Origin of the sequence: Methylobacterium sp. WL7 (genome assembly GCF_008040085.1) — a bacterium.
GTDB lineage: Bacteria > Pseudomonadota > Alphaproteobacteria > Rhizobiales > Beijerinckiaceae > Methylobacterium > Methylobacterium mesophilicum.
In genome coordinates this window covers 1-297 of the sequence record NZ_VRVG01000394.1, presented here as the reverse complement: position 1 = coordinate 297, position 297 = coordinate 1, and the positions used below count along the sequence as shown (strand labels likewise).

Genomic DNA, 297 nt, shown 5'->3' with positions numbered 1-297 from the left:
CCCCGTTCTCGGCTCCGGCCGCGTCTTCCCCGTAGCCGAAGAGTCCATCACCTGCGCGCCGTTCCAGATCCCGAGCTATATGCCGGAGATCGTCGGCATAGACTTCGGCTGGGATCACCCGTTCGGCGCCTCACGGCTCGCCTGGGATCGCGACAACGACGTGGTGTACGTCACGGCGGTCTACCGCCAGCGCGAGACGACGCCAGTCATTCACGCGGCGGCGCTCAAAGGCTGGGGCGACTGGCTGCCGGTTGCCTGGCCTCACGACGGCCTCCAGCACGACAAGGGCTCCGGCAA

General features: G+C 67.7%; 1 pseudogene. It reads left to right on the top strand.

Annotated elements, in window-relative coordinates:
• Nucleotides 1-297, top strand: a pseudogene (locus FV233_RS29950) (DNA packaging protein); the annotation flags it as partial.